Genomic DNA, 17292 nt, shown 5'->3' with positions numbered 1-17292 from the left:
GTCAGGCAGCCTGAGTGGCTGGCGTGGTCATGATGGTCTCGTACTCGATGGGGGTCAATCGGCCCAGGGCGTCTTGGCGTCGGCGGCGGTGGTAGGTCCGTTCGATCCAGGTCACGATCTCGATCCGTAGCTCTTCACGGGTGGCCCAGGCTCGGCGGTCGAGAACGTTCTTCTGCAGCAGGGAGAAGAACGACTCCATTGCGGCGTTGTCGCCGGCTGCGCCGACGCGGCCCATGGAGCCGACCATGGCGTGACGGTTGAGAGCGTGGACGAATTTCCGGCTTCGAAATTGAGATCCACGGTCAGAATGAACAACACAGCCGGCGACGTCGCCACGGCGTGCGGCGGCGTTGTTGAGCGCTGCGACGGCCAGGCGTGACTTCATCCTCGAGTCGATGGAGTACCCCACGATCCGGTTGGAGGAGACGTCCTTGATCGCACACAGGTAGAGCTTGCCCTCACCGGTCCAGTGCTCGGTGATGTCGGTCAGCCACAGCTCGTTGAGACTTTCGGCGGTGAACGCGTGCCGGACCCGGCCCTTGTCGTCGGTCACGGCGCACAGGTCGTCATGGACCGGCGGGCCCGGCTTCTTGCCGTTCTTGCCGCGCTTGGGCTTGCCGAACGCCGACCACCACCCATTGGCCGAGCAGATCCGCCACGCGGTCCGTACCGCCATCGCCTCCCCGGCCTCGCGTGCCTCATCGAGGAGGAACCGGTAGCCGAACTCCGGGTCCTCGCGGTGGGCGTCGAACAGGGCGTTGGCACGGTAGGCCTGCTCGAGGTCGGAGTCGGTGACCGGGTGAGCGAGCCAGCGGTAGTAGGGCTGGCGCGCGATCTTGAGCACCCGGCACGTCACCGTGACGGGAACACCGTCGACGGCCAGCTCACGGACGAGCGGGTACATCATTTTCCCGGCAGGTTCGCCTGCGAGAGATAGGCCGCGGCACGGCGCAGGACCTCGTTCTCCTGCTCCAGCAGCCGGATCCGCTTCTTCGCCGCGCGCAACTCGGCGTTGTCGGCCGTGGTCGTGCCCGGCTTGGTGCCGTCCTCGACGTCGGCGGTCTTCAACCAGTTCGTCAGGCACGACTCGCTGATCCCGAAATCGGCAGCGATCTGCTTCAGATGGACCCCTGGCTCACGGTTCCTCGCGACACGGACCACGTCGTCGCGGAACTCCTTCGGGTAGGGCTTGGGCACGGTGCACATCCTTCCAGCAGCACCTCTCGGCACCACAGATCAGATGTCACCTATCCGTGCAGCAGTCCCCAGGGCCGGCGGGTCAGGGCTTGTTCACCGGGTGGTGGCCAGGGACCAGCACCATCCGGCGAGTTCTCGGGCGATCGCGATGTTCGCGACCGTGGTGCGTTTGTGCTCGGTGTCGAAGTGTTCCCAGCGGCGGTGCAGGCGCAGGTTGCCCTCGTGGCCGCGGGCGGCCTGGGTGGGGGTGGCGGCATCGAAACGAGCTTGCAAGATGGTCCCGACCCGGTAGCCGGGGCGGTGGTGCCAGGCCGCTTCGACGAGCAGTCGGCGGGCGTGGGGGTTGCCGGCCTTGGTGATCGGCCCCAGGCGCCGGGTGCCTCCGGAGGAGTGCTCGGTCGGGGTCAGGCCGAGGTAGGCGCCGATCGAGGCGCCGGTGAACCGGTCCCAGTCACCGATCTCTACGGCCAACGACATCGCGGTGATGCCGGCGATACCGCGTAGGCAGCCCAGGGCGTGGAACACGCCGGTGAACTCACTCTCGGCTGCCAGGAGGGCGACCTGGTGGGCGAGGTTCTTCTTGCGGGCCTCCAGCAGCAGGACGTGTTGGTGGGCGTCGTCGAAGGCGGTCTGGGAAGCCGGCTGCGGGAGACGGATCCGCGCCAGCCAGGCGTGGTGCTCCAGAGTCCATGCTCTCCCGCCGGAGTAGACGATGCCGTGGCGCAGGAGGAGCTTGGAGGCGCGGTGCCGGGCGCTCATCAGGTCGGTGCGGGCGTCCTCGTGGGCGCGGGTCAGGTCTCGAGCGGCTTCCTCGGTCGGGGTCGGGACCCGTACCGCGGTCAGGTCCGCGGCTGCCAGGCGCCGGGCCAGCAGAGTCGCGTCACGTTTGTCGGTCTTGACCCGGTCGCCCGATGCGCGGGCGATCTTGGAGGGGGCGGCGACCACGCACCGCAGCCCGGCCTGGTCCAACGCCCTAGCGAGGCCGAACCCGGTCGGGCCGGCCTCGTAGGCCACCGCTGCCGGGCCGTTCAGACCGGTGAGGAACCGCAGCACCGCGGTGGTCTCTGCGGCCAGGTGGGCATTGATGAGCTCGCCGGTGGTCAGGTCGAGCGCGGACGCGCTGATGGAACGGGCGTGGACGTCTAGACCCACGACCCACCGCTCACGAGCGGCAGGGATTATGTTGGTGAACACAGGAGCCTCCCGACGACTGTGATCCACCGGCGCCCCGGATTGGTCACCGGTGGTAACTCACGACGATGCGCCGCGGGGGCTCCTGCTGACCAGCGCCGCCTCCAGGCGAAGGTGTGGTTTGTCGGTGGGGAGTCAAGACCGGGCCGCAGGCCCGCCCCGCAGGGGACGAAGTGCCTTGACGCCCCACCGACAACCACCACAATCACCAACCAGCGGCGCGACCCCGAGACCCAACACCAGCCGCACTACATACCGTCTGACCGATCCGAACGCTCAGACCCAGAACCCCACGTGCGGCTCGGCCGCCTCGTCCTCCAGGTGCGGCCCGCTGACCGCCACCTCGCGCTGGCCGCGCGCCAGCACCTCCCGGCATGGGAAGGAGAAGGTCGGGTTCTCGGGGTGCGCGCCGGTCAGCTCGAGCAGCCGGACCTCCGACAGCGCGTAGACGATCCGCCCGACTCCCGTCCAGTACCCCGCCCCCGTGCACATGACGCACGGCTCGGCGCTCGTGAACAGGGTCGCGTGGCCCATCCCGTCCGGCCCGATCGCCCGGGCGGCGTCCGAGAGCGCCAACAGCTCCGCGTGCTGGGTGGGATCGCCGTCGGGCAGGAGGGCGTTGTTCCCCCGCGAGGCAACGACGCGTCCGTCGCCGTCCACGACGATCGCGCCGAAGGGATGCTTGCCTGCGGCCTTCGCCTCGACCGCCACCCGGAGTGCCGTACGAAGGTGTGCCTCGTCCTGAGGGGTGAGCTCTGCGCTGCGGGTGGTGGTCACGGAACCGAACGTAGCCGCTGCGCCTGCCGGACGGCCACGCAGGCCGAGCACCCGCGGCGCGGCACAGCACGACGGCTCCGACCTACAGCACGATCGCCGTGGCGACCACGAGGTAGATCGTCACCGTCAGCAGGTCCTGGATCACCGTGGCAAGTGGGCCCGACCCGAAGGCCGGGTCCTTCCCCATCCGGTGGATCAGCCACGGCAGCCCCAGGGCGATGACCGTCGCGATCGACGACGCCGCCAGGAGCGCCAGAGCCACCGCGATCGCCACGAGCCAGTCCCCCCAGATCAGCCCCACGGGCAGCAGCGACAGCAGCCCGAGCACGATCCCCAGGAGCAGTCCGGTGAGGACCTCCCGGCCCGCGATGCGCCGCACCCCGATCCCGACGGACAGGCCCCGGATCACCAGTGCCTCGGTCTGCGTGCCCACGGCGTCGGCCATGTAGACGACGCCGGGCACGAAGAACGCGATGAGCACCTCCTGGGAGAGCTGTTCCTCGAAGCTGCCGACGACGCCGGCGGCGATCAGCGCCCCCGCGAGCCCCACGAGCAGCCAGGGCAGCCGGTGCCCGAGGCGGCGAGGGATCGCCTCGACCGACGTGGTCTGCGCGGGAGAGGCCGAGCGCATGAAGCCGCCGAGCCTGACCATGTCCTCGTCGTGCTCCTGCAGGACCACCTCCAGCAGCGCCGTCGGCGGGACCAGCCCGGCGAACCGGCCGTCCTCGTCGACGACCACGAGGGTGGGTTCCTCGTGCTGGACGGCGAGCCATGCCGCCCGCTCCTGGGCGGTCGACGGCGTGACGACGGGCGGGTTCGGGTCCATGAGCTGGTCGAGGATCGTCTCCGGCGGCGCGGCGAGGAGCCGCTCGAGCGTGACGAGGCCACTGAGCCGGTCGCCGTCGACGAGCGCGACGACGGCGGCGCTGTCGTAGCGGTGTCCGCGCATGGCCGCGAGGACCTCGCCGGCGGTGTCTGTCGACCGTGCGACGGGGACGTTCCGGGAGGCGTGCTGCGCAGCCGTGCCGAGCTCCGTCGCCCGTTGCGTGTCGAGCTCCGTCATCCCGCACCTCCGGGTCCGGTTCGTCCCAGGATGCTCCGGATCAGGGCCTGACGACAGAGCCCAAGGGCCCTTGAACCGCGAGATCACGCCGCTGTGGAGTCTTCTTACCAGCACTGCAGCATGCCCCCCGGGGTATGCTGACCTCTGGTCATCTAGGGTCACGCGCTGCCGCACGAGGGAGGTCGGGATGTCGTTCTCTGCCGTGCGCCCCCGCACCGGCCGCACCGGCCGCACCGGCGGAACCCGAACGGCACGCCTTCGCTCGGCTCTCGTCACGGTCATCTCCCTGCTGGGGACCGTCCTGGTGCTCGCGCTCGGCACCGCTCCCGCCGTGGCGCACGACTACCTCGTGAGCACCTCCCCCGAGGCCGACGCGACCGTCGACGTCCCGCCCACCTCGGTCGACCTCACCTTCAACAGGTCCCTGCTCGGCGTCGCCCCCGCGATGATCGTCACCGGCCCCGCCGGCGAGACGCTCGTCGAGGGCACGCCCGAGATCAGAGATGCCATCGCGAGCATGCCGATGCCCTCCTCGATGGCGGAGGGCACGTACCGCGTGGCGTGGTCCGTCGTCTCCGGGGACGGGCACCGGATCCAGGGGGCGTTCGCCTTCTCGGTCGGCACGCCGTCGCTCAGCAGCACCGACGCCGGAGCGCCCGAAGGCGCCGCCGACGCCCCGACGGCCGCCGTCGCCGAGCCGGGCCGAGAGCAGGCAGACGGCGGATTTCCCGCCTGGGCCGCCGGCGTGCTCGGCGGACTGGCCCTCCTGGCCGTGCTGGCAATCGTCGTCGTCGGGAGCATGCGATCCCGCGCCGCGACGGAGGCCATCACACCGCCCGATCCCGCTCCAGCCGCCACCGCACGAACCAGCACCTCGCCACCAGGAGAGTCATGAAGCGCCCCGGGCTCGCAGCCACCCTCGTCCTCGTCACCGCCCTGGCGTCGTGCTCGTCGCCGGGCACGGCGGACTCGACGAGCGCCATGTCGGGGTCGACATCCGATGCGTCGGGGACCGCGCAGACCGACGCCACGGCGGCGGATGGGTCTCTCAGAGTCACCGACGCCTGGGTCAAAGCCGCCACCGTCGAGGACGGCATGACGGGCGCGTTCGGCGTCCTCACCAACGACGGCGAACAGGACGTCCACGTCGTCGGCATCTCCTCCCCCGTCGCCGGGCGCGCCGAGCTGCACGAGACGGTCGCCGGCGACGGCGGGGCGATGGTCATGCAGGAGATGTCCGACGGGTTCGTCGTCGAGGCCGGTGAGGAGCACGAGCTCGTCCCGGGCGGGGACCACCTCATGCTCATGGAGCTCACCGAGGACCTCGAGGCCGGCGACGAGGTCGAGATCACCCTCGAGCTCGAGGGCGGCGCCACGGTGACCTTCGTGGCCTCGGGCCGAACCTTCTCGGGCGCCAACGAGGAGTACGGCTCGCACGGCGAGGAGAACCCGGAGCGCGAGGGCGAGGAGTCCGTGGGCAGGTCCGAGGAGCCCACGGAGACGGGGTCCGACGGCTGATGGTTCGCGCACGGTCCGGTACGACGGAGGAGACGCCGACGACCTCCGTTGGCGCCCCGGGGGTCGGCCGGCGGACCTTCCTCACCGGCGGTGCGGGCGCCGTCGCCGGCGCCGCGGCCACGTGGCTGGGCACTCGCGCGGCGGCCGACCCCGCCGCCCCGGCCCCGACGCCCGAGGACGCGGCCGGCACCGCGACGGTCCCGTGGCGGGGCGAGCACCAGGCCGGCGTCGTCACCGCTCCGCAGGCGTTCGGCACCTTCCTCGCGATGGACCTCGCCGACGACGTCGACCGCGACGCCCTCGTCCGCCTCATGCGGGTCTGGACCGACGACGTCGACCGGCTCACCACCGGGCGCGGCGGCCTGTCCGACACCGAGCCCGAGCTGGCCGAGGTGCCCGCCCGGCTGACGGTCACCCTGGGGCTCGGGCCGGGCTTCTTCACCGCAGCGGACCTGGAGGCACAGCGCCCGGCGTGGCTCGGCCCCCTGCCCGCGTTCGGCGTCGACCGGCTCGAGGACCGCTGGTCCGGCGGGGACCTCGTGCTGCAGATCTGCGCGGACGACCCGATCACCGTCGCGCACGCGGTGCGGCTGCTCACCAAGGAGGCGCGTTCCTTCGCGTCGGTACGCTGGGTCCAGCAGGGCTTCCGCAACGCACCGGGCACGACGCCGTCGGGGCAGACGATGCGCAACCTCTTCGGCCAGGTGGACGGCACCACGAATCCGCGAACGGGCACCGACGACGCCCTCATCTGGGCGGGCGGCGACGGCGTCCCTGCCTGGCTCGAGGGCGGGACGACGATGGTGGTCCGCCGCATCGCCATGGACGTGGACCGCTGGGACGAGCTCGACCGGACCGGACGCGAGATCGTCGTCGGCCGCGACCTCGACACCGGCGCCCCGCTGACCGGCGGCGCCGAGCACGACGAGGTCGACCTCGAGGCGACGAACGAGCTCGGCTTCCCAGTCATCGACATCGCGTCGCACGTCCGACGCTCGAGGACGTCGGACCCGACCCAGCGGATCCTGCGGCGCGCCTACAACTACGACGTGCCGCCCAAGCCGGGGCGGCTGTCGAGCTCCGGCCTGATCTTCGTGGCGTTCCAGGCCGACCTTGAGCACCAGTTCATCCCGCTGCAGCGGCGCCTGGACGAGATGGACCTGCTCAACGAGTGGACGGCGCCGATCGGCTCGGCGGTCTTCGCCGTCCCCGGCGGCGTGCGGACGGAGGGCGAGTACCTCGCGCAGCGGCTGCTCGAGGGGTGAGGCTGCTCAGCACCACGTCCGGCAGGCGGTTCATCACGCTGCTCTCCGACCCTTCGTCGCCGAGCGATCCCCTTGTCGCCGAGCGATCCCTTCGTTGCCGAGTGAGAGTGGTCTGCGGGGATCGCTCGGCGACAGAGGGATCTTTCGCGGCCGACGCCCCCCTTCATCGCCGAGTGACCCCTTCGTCGCCGAGTGAGAGTGGTCTCCGCAGCAGCGCGGACTCGGCGGTTAAGCCGGCTCAGCGCCCGCACAGCTCGCGCAGGCGCGCCTCGCAGCCGGTGACGATGTCGCGGACGATGTCCGCCGTCGGTCGCAGCTCGGTCATGCTCCCCACCACCTGGCCGACGAAGAACGACTCGAGGTCGCGCGCCGTCGCCACGCCACGCTCGGCGGCGGCATCGATGCGCTCCCACGCCTCCCGCACGAGCATCGGCTGGAGCGGCAGCGGCAGCGGGGCAGGCGCCCCAGGGGCGGCCCACTCCGCGAGCCACGCGCTGGCGAGCTGACGGGCCGGCTTGCCCGTCCGGCTGGTCGAGATGACCGTGTCCGAGCTCGACGCCGCGAGCAGCTTGTCCTTGATGGCACGGCCGGCGAGGTCCTCGTGGCTGGCGAGCCAGACCGAGCCGGCCCAGCCGCCCGCAGCGCCGAGGGCCAGCGCCGCGGCGAGCTGCGGGCCGGTCGCGATGCCACCGGCGGCCAGGACCGGCACGTCCCCGGCGACCGCGACGACCTCCGGGGTCAGGACCATCGTGGCGACACCGCCGGTGTGCCCGCCGGCCTCCGTGCCCTGCGCGACGAGGAGGTCGACCCCGGCGGCGAGCTGGCGCTCGGCGTGCTCGCGCTTGCCCACGAGCGCCGCGACGGGGACGCCCGCGGCCCGAGCCCGCTCGAGCATGGCCGGTGGTGGGGTGCCCAGGGCGTTGGCGACGAGGGCCGGCCGGTGCGCGAACGTCACGTCCAGGAGCGCCTCGACGAGCCCGGCGGACGTGTTGGTCTCGAGGCTCGCGTCGATGCGGCCGAACGGGTCCACCGGCTCGCTGAGCGGCGGGATGCCGTACTTCTCCAGGAGGGCATCGACGAACGCCCGGTGCTCGGCGGGGATGGCAGGGTCGGGCCCGACCGCGGCCCTGGACCGCGCGGGCACGAGCACGTCGACTGCGTAGGGCCGCCCCTCCAGCTGCTCCTCGATCCAGGTGAGCTGGGCGTCGAGCTGGTCCGGCGTGTACATCGTGGCGCCGAGCACGCCGAGCCCGCCCGCGCGGGAGACCTCGACGACGACGGCCGGGGTGCGGTTGAACCCCGCGAGCGGGTGCTCCACCCCGACGAGGTCGGTGAAGGCGGTGCGCATGGTCTCCTCCGGTGGGGTCGTGGCAGGTCAACGGGTGGGTGCGGGTGGTTCGTCCGGCGCGGGCGCCGCAGTCTCGGATGAGCCGGTGGACGACGGCGCCTCCACCGTGGGGTGGTCGGGCCGGCTCAGGGCACGGACCACCCGGGAGGGACTCGGCCGGCCGAGGTGTCCGGCCAGCCACTCGCTCGTCGCGACGAGCGCGTCGAGGTCGACGCCGGTGTCGATGCCCAGGCCGTGGAGCATCCAGACGAGGTCCTCGGTGGCGAGGTTGCCCGTCGCGCTGCCGGCGAAGGGGCACCCGCCGAGCCCGCCGGCAGCGGCGTCGACGGTCGTGATGCCGTGCTGCAGAGCCGCGAGGGTGTTGGCGAGGGCTTGGCCGTACGTGTCGTGGAAGTGGACGGCGAGGCGTTCGGTGCCGATCCCCACAGCATCCAGCGCGTCGAGGAGCGCGACCACGTGCCCGGGCGTCGCCACCCCGATCGTGTCGCCGAGGGAGAGCTCGGTGCAGCCGAGCTCGACCAGGCGGGCGGCGACGTCGACCACCTGGCCGAGCGCGACGTCGCCCTCCCACGGGTCGCCGAAGCACATGGAGAGATATCCCCGGACGGGCAGGCCGCTCTCCCGCGCTCCGGCGACGACGGGAGCGATCATGAGGAGCGACTCGGCCACTGAGCGGTTGAGGTTGCGCTGGGCGAAGGACTCCGTGGCGCTGGCGAAGATCGCCACCTCCTGCGCGCCGGCGGCCAGGGCGCGCTCGAGCCCGCGCTCGTTGGGGACGAGCACGGGATGGCGCACGCCCGTCGTGGGGTCGACGGCGGCCATGAGCTCTGCGGCGTCGGCGAGCTGCGGCACGAGCCCCGGCCGGACGAAGCTCGTGACCTCGACCGCGGACAGGCTGGCGGCCACCAGCCGGCGGACCAGCTCGGCCTTGACGGCGACGGGCAGGACGAGCGGCTCGTTCTGGAGGCCGTCCCGGGGACCGACCTCGTAGACCGTCACCCGCTCGGGCAGGCCGGCGAGCGGCACCGCGCGCGGCGCGCTCACCCGTGCCCCCGGACGGTGAAGAGGGCCTGGCCGAGCGTGACCTGGTCGCCCGGTGCGACGAGGACCTCGGCCACGGTGCCGGGATGGGGTGCGAGGAGGCGGGTCTCCATCTTCATCGCCTCGAGGACACCGAGGAGGGCGCCGGCCTCCACGTGCTCCCCCGCCTCGACGGCGACGTCGCGGACGAGGCCGGGCATCGGGGCGGCGACCGCACCGTCCGAGGATGACTCGGCGCCGCGGCTGCGCCGGTCGGGCACCGTGAGCACGGTGGTCTGGCCATGGCGGGAGACGGCGACGCGGCCCGGGCCCGTCTCGACGACGACGGCGTGGGCCAGGCCGTCGATCTCCAGCCGGAGCTCGTGGCCGGCACCGAGGCCAGGCTGCACGGGAAGGGTGGGCGCGTGCTGGGTGCCCGCCGCAGGGAGACGACGGATGGCGAGTGCGCGCCCATCGACCACGACGTCGAGGACACCGGTGCCCACGTCATGGCCCCTGACCTCTGCTGGCGACAGCCAATCGCCAGGGCCCACGGTCACCTCATGGACGTCGCCGTCGTGCGCGAGCGTGAGCACGACCGGCGCGGGCGGCCCGCCGAGCCGCCAGCCGTCGCCGGCACCGAACGGGTGGGCAGCGCCGGAACCGTTCGTCGCGCCAGGCCCGCGCCGGGCGCCGGTGAGCGCGTCCGCGAGCGCCACCGCCCCCGCGACGAGCGCGACGTCGTCGGCCTGTGTGGGGAAGGCACCGGGGTGGGTGTCGAGCCAGGCGGTGTCGATGGCCGCGGCACGGAAGTCGTCGGAGGCGACGAGCCGGCGCAGGAAGCCGGTGTTCGTCGTGACACCGAGGACGGCCGTGTCGTCGAGCGCCCGCACGAGAGCCGCGCGGGCGGACTCGCGGGTGGGTCCGTGGGCGATGATCTTGGCGAGCAGCGGGTCGTACCAGGTGCCCACCTCCTGCCCGGGCTCGAGGGCCGTGTCGGTGCGCGCCCTCGTCGGCCAGCGGACCGTGGTCGCCGTGCCGGCCTGCGGGAGGAAGTCAGGCCCCTCGGCGTAGACGCGCACCTCGATCGCGTGGCCGGTGACGGCGACGTCCTCCTGACGCAGGGGCAGCCGGTCCCCGCGGGCGACGGCGAGCTGGAGGGCCACGAGGTCCAGGCCGGTGACCGCCTCGGTGACGGGGTGCTCCACCTGGAGCCGGGTGTTCATCTCGAGGAGATACGCCTCGTCGCCGGCGACGAGGAACTCCACCGTGCCGGCACCGACGTACCCCACCTCGCGGGCGAGCCGCACGGCCGCGCCGGTGAGCTCCTCGCGCAGCGTCGCGGTGATGATGGGCGCCGGGGCCTCCTCGACCACCTTCTGGTGGCGGCGCTGGACCGAGCAGTCCCGCTCGAACAGGTGCAGGACAGTGCCGTGGCTGTCGGCGAGGACCTGCACCTCGACGTGGCGTCCGCCCTCGACGTACCGCTCGACGAGGAGGGCGCCGTCACCGAAGGCCGCCGTCGCCTCCCGGCGGGCGGCGGCGATGGCGGCGGGCAGGTCGACGGCGTCGCGCACCACCCGCATGCCCTTGCCGCCGCCGCCGGCGGCGGCCTTGACGAGGAGGGGCAGTCCCACCTCGGCGAGGGCTCGTCGGGCGAGATCGTCGTCGTGCGCACGATCCACCTGCGCGAGGTCCCCGTCGCGCGCGGGTACGTCGTGCGCGTGCTGCTGGTCGCCGTCGCCGGTCCCCGACCGCTTGCCGTCGACCACCGCGGGCAGCACCGGCACCCCGGCCCGCACGGCGACGGCGCGCGCGGCGTCCTTGCGTCCCATGAGCGCGATGACGTCCGAGGGCGGTCCGACGAACGTGAGGCCGGCGTCCTCGCAGGCGCGGGCGAACGCGGCGCTCTCGGAGAGGAAGCCGTAGCCGGGGTGGACGGCGTCGGCACCCGTGCGCCGGGCGGCCTCGATGAGCGCGGGGATGTCGAGGTAGGACTGCGCGGCGGGCGCCGGCCCGAGCCGGACGGCGGTGTCGGCGAGGCGGACGTGCGGTGAGGCGGCATCAGCGTCGGAGTACACCGCGACGGTGCGCAGCCCGGCGGCGCGCGCGGCACGCAGAACCCGCACCGCCACCTCGCCGCGGTTGGCGACGAGCAGCGTCGTGAACGGCCGCCGCCCGGACCCGGCCGGGGTGGTCGCTGCGCTCGCCACGGCGCTCACATCCGGTACAGCGCGGGCAGGGGCCGCGGGATCGGGGCGTTCGCCGTCGCCGCGAGGGCGAGCCCGAGCACGCGCCGGGTGTCGACCGGGTCGATGACGCCGTCGTCCCAGAGCCTGGCCGTGGCGTAGTACGGCGAGCCCTGACGCTCGTAGCGCTCACGCACCGGTGCGCGGAACTCCTCCTCGTCCGCCTCCGACCAGGTTCCGCCGTCGGCCTCGATCCGGTCCCGGCGGACGGTCGCGAGGACCGTGGCCGCCTGCTCCCCGCCCATGACGGAGATCCGGGCGTTGGGCCACATCCACAGGAACCGGGGGTCGTAGGCGCGCCCGGCCATCCCGTAGTTCCCCGCGCCGAACGACCCGCCGATGACGACGGTGAGCTTGGGGACCACGGCGGTCGCGACGGCGGTCACGAGCTTCGCGCCGTCCTTGGCGATGCCCGCCGTCTCGTAGTCCTTGCCCACCATGAAGCCGGCGATGTTCTGCAGGAAGACGAGCGGGATGCCCCGCTGGTCGCACAGCTCGATGAAGTGCGCGCCCTTGAGCGCGGAGTCGGAGAAGAGGATGCCGTTGTTCGCGACGACCCCCACCGGGTAGCCCCAGATCCGGGCGAACCCGCACACGAGGGTCTCGCCGTAGAGGGCCTTGAACTCCTGCAGGCGTGAGCCGTCGACGAGGCGTCGGACCACCTCGCGGACGTCGTAGCCGGTGCGCAGGTCCGCCGGGACGACGTCGTAGAGGCCGGCGGGGTCCTCCGCCGGCTCCTCGGACAGTTCCTGGCGCAGCGACGGGGACGTGGTGCGCTCGATCGTGGCGACGAGGCGCCGGAGGATCTCCAGGGCGTGGGCGTCGTCGTCGGCGAGGTGGTCGACGACGCCGGAGCGGCGGGCGTGCACCTCTCCCCCGCCGAGCTCCTCGGCGGTGACGACCTCGCCGGTCGCCGCCTTCACCAGGGGCGGACCGCCGAGGAAGATCGTGCCCTGGTCGCGCACGATGACGCTCTCGTCGGACATCGCCGGGACGTACGCGCCGCCCGCCGTACACGAGCCCATGACCGCGGCGAGCTGGGGGATGCCGCGGGCGGACATCTGCGCCTGGTTGTAGAAGATGCGCCCGAAGTGGTCGCGGTCGGGAAAGACCTCGTCCTGCAACGGGAGATAGGCACCGCCGGAGTCGACGAGGTACAGGCACGGGAGCCGGTTCTCGGCGGCGATCTCCTGCGCGCGCAGGTGCTTCTTGACCGTCACCGGGTAGTAGGTGCCGCCCTTGACCGTGGCGTCGTTGGCGACGACGACGCACTCGCGTCCCGCGACCCGGCCGACGCCGGTGACGATGCCGGCGGCCGGGACGTCCTCGCCGTACATGCCGTGGCCGGCGAGCGGGGACAGCTCGAGGAAGGGCGAGCCCGGGTCGAGGAGGCGGTCGACGCGGTCACGGACGAGGAGCTTGCCGCGCGCCGTGTGCCGGTCGCGTGAGCGGGTGTCGCCGCCCTGGCGCACGACGGCGAGCCTCTCCCGGAGCTCGGCGGCGAGCTCGGCAAGCGTGGGCGAGACTGCCAACGGCGTTCCTCCTCGGTGAGCGAGCGCTGCTGGTGAGGTTAGCCAGCGTTAACCTCGGTGTCTACCATGACGGTCATGCCCGGCTCCGCAAGCCCCCGCACGTCCGGCTCCGCCAGCCCCCGCACGTCCGGCTCCCCGATCCCCCGGCGGCGCCAGATCCTCGACGCGGCGGCCGAGCTCTTCGCGCGCTCAGGGTTCCGGGGCGTCTCCATCGACGACATCGGGGCCGCGGTGGGGATCTCGGGACCGGCGCTGTACCGGCACTTCCCCCGCAAGGAGGCGATCCTCGGCGAGCTGCTGGTCGGGATCAGCGAGGAGCTGCTCGAGGAGGGGCGTCGTCGCGCGCGAGACGCCGGCGGCGAGGAGATGGGCGTCGGCGAGGCAACAGAGACAGTCGGCGAGGAGACCGACGTCGGCGGCGTCGCAGCGCTGGTCGACTGGCACGTCGAGTTCGCCCTCGACCATCCCGACCTCATCACCGTCCAGGCGCGTGACCTCGACGCGCTCGGGCCCGAGGACCGCGAGCACGTCCGACGTCTCCAGCTCGCCTACGTGGAGGTGTGGGTCGACGCCCTGCGGGCGGAGCATCCGGGCGTCGACGTGCGCACCGCGCGAGCGGCCGCGCACGCGGCCTTCGGGCTCATCAACTCGACCCCGCACAGCGCCCGGCTGGCCCGGGCCGAGATGGCCGCGCTGCTGCGCCGGATGGCGCTCCAGGCCCTCCGGGCCGTGGACGTCGAACCGCACCGATCCGCGTCGCGGTGCACACTGGTCCCCGCCGGAAGCGCGAAGGAAGGCACCGCATGATCGAGATCCTCAACCCCACCGAGCTGTCGCGTGCACGGGACACGGGCGCCGTCGTCGCCAACATCCTGCAGAGCTTGAAGAGCCGCGCCGCGGCGGGGACGAACCTCCTGGAGATCGATCTCTGGGCCCACGAGATGATCGACGAGGCCGGGGCGCGCTCCTGCTACGTCGACTACGAGCCGTCCTTCGGGCGCGGGCCGTTCGGGCACTACATCTGCACGTCGGTCAACGACGCCGTGCTCCACGGGCTGCCGCACGACTACGTCCTCGCCGACGGCGACCTGCTCTCGCTCGACCTCGCCGTCGCCAGGGGCGGGGTCGTCGCGGACTCGGCCATCAGCTTCGTGGTGGGCGAGTCCCGGCCCGCGGAGAGCCTCGCGATGATCAGCGCGACCGAGCGCGCCCTGAGCGCGGGCATCGCCGCAGCCCGCCCGGGCGCTCGCATCGGCGACCTCTCGCACGCCATCGGCACGGTCCTCAGCGAGGCGGGGTACCCGGTCAACACCCAGTTCGGGGGCCACGGCGTCGGGTCGACCATGCACCAGGACCCGCACGTGCCCAACGCGGGCCGGCCGGGGCGCGGGTACGTCCTGCGACCCGGGCTCGTGCTGGCCCTCGAGCCGTGGGTCATGGCGGACACCGCCGAGCTCGCCGTCGACGACGACGGCTGGACGCTGCGGAGCGCAACCGGCTGCCGGACCGCCCACAGCGAGCACACGATCGCCATCACCGACGACGGCGCCGAGATCCTCACCCTGCCCGGGGACCCGCAGCGGTGAGGTGAGCCCTGCCCGGGTCCGCGGCCGGCTCCACGCGGGTTGCCGGGACTCAGCCCCTCGGCACCCACGACGGCGGACGCTTCTGGGCGAACGCCGCCAGGCCCTCCTGCCCCTCGGCCGAGGCGAAGTGCGCGGCGGAGAGCCGGCCGAGCACGGCGAGCTCGTCGGCGTCGTCCTCCGGCGGGTCGGCGAGCACCGCCTTCGTCGCCGCGAGGGCACCGGGCGCCCCCCGCAGGAGCATGTCCACCTGACGAGCGACCTCCTCGTCGAGGCGCTCCGCGGGGACGGCGGCGTCGAGGAGTCCGACCGCCACGGCCCGTCCGGCGTCGAACACCTCCCCGGTGAGGAGCAGCGCCCGCAGCGCCTGGGCCTGGACGCGGCGGCGGAGCGGGACGGTGATCACCGCGGGGACCAGGCCGAGCCGCACCTCGGGGAACGCGAAGGCGACGTCGTCGGAGGCGACGACGAGGTCGCACGCGGCGACCAGGCCCAGCCCGCCCGCCCGTGCCGTTCCCGCCAACCGCGCCACGACCGGCTTGGCGCTTCCGAGCAGCGCCACCAGGAGGCTGGGAAGCTCCGTGACGCCCTGGTCCTGCGGGGCGGCGCCGCGAGCCTCGGTGAGGTCGGCGCCGGAGCAGAAGACCGGTCCGGTGTGGGTGAGGACGACGACGCGGACACCGTCGTCGTCGAGCGCGGTGCGCAGGTGCGCGGCGAGCTCGCGCCGGACCTGGGCCGAGAGGGCGTTGCGGTTGTGCGGCGAGTCGAGCGTGATGGTGGCGACGGCGTCCTCGACCCGCAGGTGGACGAGCTCGGCGTTGTTACTCATGGGTACCCCTCTCGCGTCGGTCACGACCGTAGTGCTCGGCGAGCGACGGCGTCCTGACCGCGACCCGGTCCGCCGTCGGCAGGGAGTGCAGACCAGCCCAGCCTGGCGCCGTCGTCGTCACGCGGCACGGGCCGGGCCCGGCGACCAACGAGGGTCACCGGGCCCGGGTGTGCGCCGGGGGTCAGCCCGCGTGCGTGACGGCGTCGGCCACCGCGGCCTCGGCGCGCTCGGGCTCGTCGGAGCCGGCGCCCGGGCTGTCGTCGGTCCGGCCCGCCCGGTAGGCGGCCTCGATGCGCTCGCCGATCTCGGCGTCGACGGCCTTCCAGTACGCGAAGGCGCGGGAGAGGACCGGCTCGACCACGCCACCGGCCAGGTGCCCCGCGACGGTCTGCACGAGCCGCTCACGCTGGGCGTCGTCGTAGACCTCGCGGACGAGGATGCCCGGCTGGGTGAAGTCGTCGTCCTCGGGGTGGAGCGAGTAGGCGCTGCGCACCATCTCGCCGTCGGACTCCCAGCCCTCGACCACGGGACCGGTCTCGTCCGACCAGCTGCGTCCGAAGGAGTTGGGCGCGTACACCGGCGCGGTGCCGGTGTGCTCGTAGGTCATGTTGCCGTCGAAGGTGTAGGAGTTCGTCGCCACCTTCGGCTTGTTGACGGGGAGCTGGAGGAAGTTGGTGCCGATGCGGGCCCGCTGGGCGTCCGCGTAGGCGAAGACCCGGCCGAGCAGCATCTTGTCCGGGGAGAACCCGATGCCCGGCACGGTGTTCGACGGCGCGAACGCGGCCTGCTCGACCTCGGCGAAGAAGTTCTCGGGGTTGCGGTTCAGGGTCATCGTGCCGACCTTGATGAGCGGGAAGTCCGCGTGCGACCAGGTCTTGGTGAGGTCGAAGGGGTTGACCCGGTAGGTCTTGGCCGCCTCGTACGGCATGACCTGGACCGACATGACCCAGCTCGGGTGGTCCCCGCCCTCGATGGCGGCGTGAAGGTCGCGCCGGTGGAAGTCGGCGTCGGCCCCGGCGAGGCGCTCGGCCTCGTCGTTGGGCAGGTTCTCCAGCCCCTGCTGGGAGTGGAAGTGGTACTTGACCCAGAAACGCTCCCCCGCGGCGTTGACCCACATGTAGGTGTGGGAGCCGTAGCCGTTCATGTGCCGCCACGTCTTGGGCAGGCCACGGTCACCCATGAGGTAGGTGACCTGGTGGGCGGACTCGGGGTTGTTCGTCCAGAAGTCCCACTGCATGGTGTTGTCGCGCAGGCCGGAGCCCGGCATGCGCTTCTGCGAGCGGATGAAGTGCGGGAACTTCATGGGGTCGCGGACGAAGAAGACCGGGGTGTTGTTGCCGACGAGGTCGAGGTTGCCCTCGGCGGTGTAGAACTTCAGCGAGAAGCCGCGGACGTCGCGCCAGGTGTCGGGCGAGCCCTGCTCGCCGGCCACGGTGGAGAACCGCGCCAGCATCTCGGTCCGCACGCCGGGCTGGAACAGGGCGGCCTTGGTGTAGCGACTGACGTCCTCGGTGGTCTCGAAGACGCCGAACGCGCCGGCGCCCTTGGCGTGGGGGTTGCGCTCCGGGACGCGCTCACGGTTGAAGTGGGCGAGGGTCTCGACGAGCTGGACGTCGTGGAGCAGGAGCGGGCCGTTGCTGCCGACCGAGAGCGAGCTGCGGTCGCTCACGGCGGGGGCGCCGGCGCCCGTGGTGGATCCGGTGTCGTAGGTCAATTTCTC

The 17292-nt window shown here is 72.8% G+C and carries 15 protein-coding genes; 5 read left to right on the top strand and 10 right to left on the bottom strand.

Features of this window, described 5'->3' with window-relative positions; genetic code table 11:
• Position 1 precedes the first annotated feature (1 nt).
• The 4 genes from EDD32_RS12980 to EDD32_RS12965 all read right to left on the bottom strand — a co-directional run bounded on the left by EDD32_RS12980 (position 2) and on the right by EDD32_RS12965 (position 4228).
• A protein-coding gene (locus tag EDD32_RS12980; protein WP_123918110.1) for an IS3 family transposase occupies positions 2-1197 on the bottom strand; the annotation gives its coding sequence in 2 pieces (ribosomal slippage) (positions 2-910 and positions 913-1197; 1194 coding nt in all).
• 93 nt (positions 1198-1290) lie between these two features.
• A complete protein-coding gene (locus tag EDD32_RS12975) occupies positions 1291-2391 on the bottom strand; it encodes an IS110 family RNA-guided transposase (protein WP_246006125.1) in 1101 nt (366 codons plus the stop codon).
• Positions 2392-2664: 273 nt separating this feature from the next.
• On the bottom strand, positions 2665-3165 hold the full coding sequence (locus EDD32_RS12970; protein ID WP_123918108.1) for a nucleoside deaminase: 501 nt from the start codon (positions 3163-3165) through the stop codon (positions 2665-2667).
• An 82-nt stretch (positions 3166-3247) separates the two neighbouring features.
• Positions 3248-4228: a magnesium transporter gene (locus EDD32_RS12965; RefSeq protein WP_123918106.1), complete on the bottom strand. Its 981-nt coding sequence runs from the start codon at positions 4226-4228 to the stop codon at positions 3248-3250.
• A 187-nt stretch (positions 4229-4415) separates the two neighbouring features.
• Between EDD32_RS12965 and EDD32_RS12960 the strand changes: the two genes are divergently transcribed.
• The 3 genes from EDD32_RS12960 to EDD32_RS12950 are packed head-to-tail and all read left to right on the top strand — an operon-like array spanning position 4416 to position 7011.
• The gene (locus EDD32_RS12960) at positions 4416-5123 is read left to right on the top strand and encodes a copper resistance CopC family protein (protein WP_170175288.1); all 708 of its coding nucleotides are present in this window, start codon (positions 4416-4418) and stop codon (positions 5121-5123) included.
• Entirely contained in the window at positions 5120-5746 is a 627-nt protein-coding gene (locus tag EDD32_RS12955) for a copper chaperone PCu(A)C (protein WP_123918102.1), read from the top strand. The genes EDD32_RS12960 and EDD32_RS12955 overlap by 4 nt, the downstream gene beginning before the upstream one ends.
• Positions 5746-7011, top strand: a complete 1266-nt coding sequence (locus EDD32_RS12950; protein WP_123918100.1) for a Dyp-type peroxidase — start codon at positions 5746-5748, stop codon at positions 7009-7011. The genes EDD32_RS12955 and EDD32_RS12950 overlap by 1 nt, the downstream gene beginning before the upstream one ends.
• A gap of 238 nt (positions 7012-7249) precedes the next feature.
• On the opposite strand, the gene EDD32_RS12945 is transcribed toward EDD32_RS12950, so the two are convergent.
• From EDD32_RS12945 to EDD32_RS12930, 4 genes are read right to left on the bottom strand one after another with little or no spacing between them, the layout of a single operon-like run.
• Positions 7250-8359: a nitronate monooxygenase gene (locus tag EDD32_RS12945; protein ID WP_123918098.1), complete on the bottom strand. Its 1110-nt coding sequence runs from the start codon at positions 8357-8359 to the stop codon at positions 7250-7252.
• A 27-nt stretch (positions 8360-8386) separates the two neighbouring features.
• On the bottom strand, positions 8387-9403 hold the full coding sequence (locus EDD32_RS12940) for a hydroxymethylglutaryl-CoA lyase (protein WP_123918096.1): 1017 nt from the start codon (positions 9401-9403) through the stop codon (positions 8387-8389).
• On the bottom strand, positions 9400-11592 hold the full coding sequence (locus EDD32_RS12935) for an ATP-binding protein (RefSeq protein ID WP_123918094.1): 2193 nt from the start codon (positions 11590-11592) through the stop codon (positions 9400-9402). Before EDD32_RS12935 ends, EDD32_RS12940 begins: the two co-directional genes overlap by 4 nt.
• A gap of 5 nt (positions 11593-11597) precedes the next feature.
• Positions 11598-13160, bottom strand: a complete 1563-nt coding sequence (locus EDD32_RS12930) for a carboxyl transferase domain-containing protein (protein WP_123918092.1) — start codon at positions 13158-13160, stop codon at positions 11598-11600.
• 75 nt (positions 13161-13235) lie between these two features.
• Between EDD32_RS12930 and EDD32_RS12925 the strand changes: the two genes are divergently transcribed.
• Both EDD32_RS12925 and map read left to right on the top strand, forming a co-directional pair.
• Positions 13236-13967: a TetR/AcrR family transcriptional regulator gene (locus tag EDD32_RS12925; protein WP_123918090.1), complete on the top strand. Its 732-nt coding sequence runs from the start codon at positions 13236-13238 to the stop codon at positions 13965-13967.
• Positions 13964-14746: a type I methionyl aminopeptidase gene (map, locus tag EDD32_RS12920; RefSeq protein ID WP_123918088.1), complete on the top strand. Its 783-nt coding sequence runs from the start codon at positions 13964-13966 to the stop codon at positions 14744-14746. The genes EDD32_RS12925 and map overlap by 4 nt, the downstream gene beginning before the upstream one ends.
• Positions 14747-14795: 49 nt before the next feature.
• Here the strand turns inward: map and EDD32_RS12915 are convergent, their stop codons facing one another.
• Positions 14796-15572 (bottom strand): enoyl-CoA hydratase-related protein, encoded by a 777-nt coding sequence (locus EDD32_RS12915; protein WP_123918086.1) that lies wholly within the window; start codon positions 15570-15572, stop codon positions 14796-14798.
• A 181-nt stretch (positions 15573-15753) separates the two neighbouring features.
• Positions 15754-17286: a catalase gene (locus EDD32_RS12910; RefSeq protein ID WP_246006124.1), complete on the bottom strand. Its 1533-nt coding sequence runs from the start codon at positions 17284-17286 to the stop codon at positions 15754-15756.
• Between the last annotated feature and the right edge of the window lie 6 nt (positions 17287-17292).

Source organism: Georgenia muralis (assembly GCF_003814705.1).
GTDB lineage: Bacteria > Actinomycetota > Actinomycetes > Actinomycetales > Actinomycetaceae > Georgenia > Georgenia muralis.
This window is presented reverse-complemented; position numbering and strand designations above follow the sequence as displayed.

Excerpts from the sequence above, each read along its gene's own strand:
- EDD32_RS12965 (WP_123918106.1), bottom strand. The coding sequence starts at position 4,228 with ATGACGGAGCTCGACACGCAACGGGCGACGGAGCTCGGCACGGCTGCG.
- EDD32_RS12960 (WP_170175288.1), top strand. The coding sequence starts at position 4,416 with ATGTCGTTCTCTGCCGTGCGCCCCCGCACCGGCCGCACCGGCCGCACC.
- EDD32_RS12955 (WP_123918102.1), top strand. The coding sequence starts at position 5,120 with ATGAAGCGCCCCGGGCTCGCAGCCACCCTCGTCCTCGTCACCGCCCTG.
- EDD32_RS12950 (WP_123918100.1), top strand. The coding sequence starts at position 5,746 with ATGGTTCGCGCACGGTCCGGTACGACGGAGGAGACGCCGACGACCTCC.
- EDD32_RS12945 (WP_123918098.1), bottom strand. The coding sequence starts at position 8,359 with ATGCGCACCGCCTTCACCGACCTCGTCGGGGTGGAGCACCCGCTCGCG.
- EDD32_RS12925 (WP_123918090.1), top strand. The coding sequence starts at position 13,236 with ATGCCCGGCTCCGCAAGCCCCCGCACGTCCGGCTCCGCCAGCCCCCGC.
- map (WP_123918088.1), top strand. The coding sequence starts at position 13,964 with ATGATCGAGATCCTCAACCCCACCGAGCTGTCGCGTGCACGGGACACG.
- EDD32_RS12915 (WP_123918086.1), bottom strand. The coding sequence starts at position 15,572 with ATGAGTAACAACGCCGAGCTCGTCCACCTGCGGGTCGAGGACGCCGTC.